Below are 1,571 nucleotides of genomic sequence, written 5' to 3'. Positions count from 1 at the left end.
TCATTCCGGGGCGATGCGAAGCATCGAACCCGGAATCTCGAGATTCCGGGTTCGGTCCTGCGGACCGCCCCGGAATGACGTATCCTCAAATCGTCATGAACGCACCCGCCAGCTTCTCCTTCGACACTCCCGGCGATGCCCAGCGCGCGGCCGAGCTGCGCCGCGTCAAGGCGCTGGCGACTTTGGTGCTGGCCTCGACGCTGGCGCTGTTCATCGTCGCAAAATGGCTGCTGCCGGTGCATCCCGTGTTCGGCTTCATCGCAGCCTTCGCCGAGGCCGCGACCATCGGTGGCCTCGCCGACTGGTACGCCGTGGTCGCATTGTTCAAGCGACCGCTCGGCCTGCCTATCCCGCACACCGCGATCATCCAGGGCAACCAGGCCCGCATTGCCGACAAGCTCGGCGAGTTCATCCAGGTGCATTTCCTTGAAGCAGGTCCCGTCGAAGCCAAGCTGAAGGAGATCGATTTCGGCTCCTTCGTTGCCGACTGGCTGCGCGACCGCAAGCGCAGCGACGACCTGGCGCGCTTCACGCTGCGTCTGTTGCCGGAGGCCGTTTCCGCCACCGAAAGCTCGGGCCTGATGACCTTCATCATCCGCCGCATGTCCTCGCAGCTCCAGGCGATCGACCTGGCGCCGCTCGCGGCCGGCACGTTGCGCGGCTTCGTCGCGGACGGGCGGCACCAGATCCTGTTCGACGACCTCCTGCGCGTCATGCACGAGACGCTGAACCAGAAAGAGACCATGGCGATGATCCGCGAGAAGGTGCGCGCGGAGCTGCCGACCCTGCTCAGGCTTTACCGCGCCGACAAGTTTCTGGTGAGCAAGATCGTGGCCTCCGCCACCGCCTTCTTCAACGAGGTGCGCAGCGACCCCAACCATCCGTTTCGCGGCGAATTCGACCGCATGGTGCTGAGCTTCGTCGATCGGCTCGGGACCGACCAGGCCTATATCGATCGCATCGACGGCTTGAAGCGCGATCTGCTGGCGCGGCCCGAGCTTGCCGATCTCGCCCGCACGGTCTGGGCCAACACGCGCGCCTTCATCGAACGCAGCGCCAGCGGCGAGACGCAGGTGCTGCAACATCATCTCGCCGGAATGTTCGTCGCCGCAGGCGAGGCGCTCGCCGGCGATGCCGAGCTGCGCGGCGAGATCAACAAGGGCCTGGTGACGGTACTGCGCAGCTTCGTCGCCGACCAGAAGCGCGGCGTCTCGGCCTTCATCTCGGACCAGGTCAAGGCGTGGAACATGACACAGCTGATTTCGCTGATCGAGATCAACATCGGGCGCGACCTGCAGTACATCCGCTTCAATGGTTCGCTGATAGGAGGTCTCGCCGGACTTGCGCTCTACTCCGTAGAATTCCTGCTCCGGCTGCTGTGACTTTTGCATCACGGCCGTTAGCATTAACGCGCGGGCCTATTGTCGCCTCGTTGCTGTCCGGCTTGAATGTCGGGAACCGGCCGCCTAACTCTGACTCATGTTGCAGTGCGGAACGATCAAGAAGCCGGGGAGTTGGAATTCATCCACATTTGCCGGCATGCGCCGGTGATCCTTTCAGCAATTTCCAGG

The 1,571-nt window shown here is 63.7% G+C and carries 1 protein-coding gene; it reads left to right on the top strand.

From position 1 onward, the window contains the following. Nucleotides 1-95 precede the first annotated feature (95 nt). Entirely contained in the window at nucleotides 96-1,382 is a 1,287-nt protein-coding gene (locus tag JHD07_RS31245) for a DUF445 domain-containing protein (RefSeq protein WP_291629159.1), read from the top strand. Nucleotides 1,383-1,571 lie beyond the last annotated feature (189 nt).

The organism is Bradyrhizobium sp. (assembly GCF_016462955.1).
Taxonomy (GTDB): domain Bacteria; phylum Pseudomonadota; class Alphaproteobacteria; order Rhizobiales; family Xanthobacteraceae; genus Bradyrhizobium.
The sequence above is the reverse complement of the archived record's forward strand: the minus strand, read 5'-3'. Positions and strand labels throughout refer to the sequence as shown.

Bases quoted from the DNA above. Each gene is read 5' to 3' on its own strand.
- JHD07_RS31245 (WP_291629159.1), top strand. From the start codon at position 96: ATGAACGCACCCGCCAGCTTCTCCTTCGACACTCCCGGCGATGCCCAG.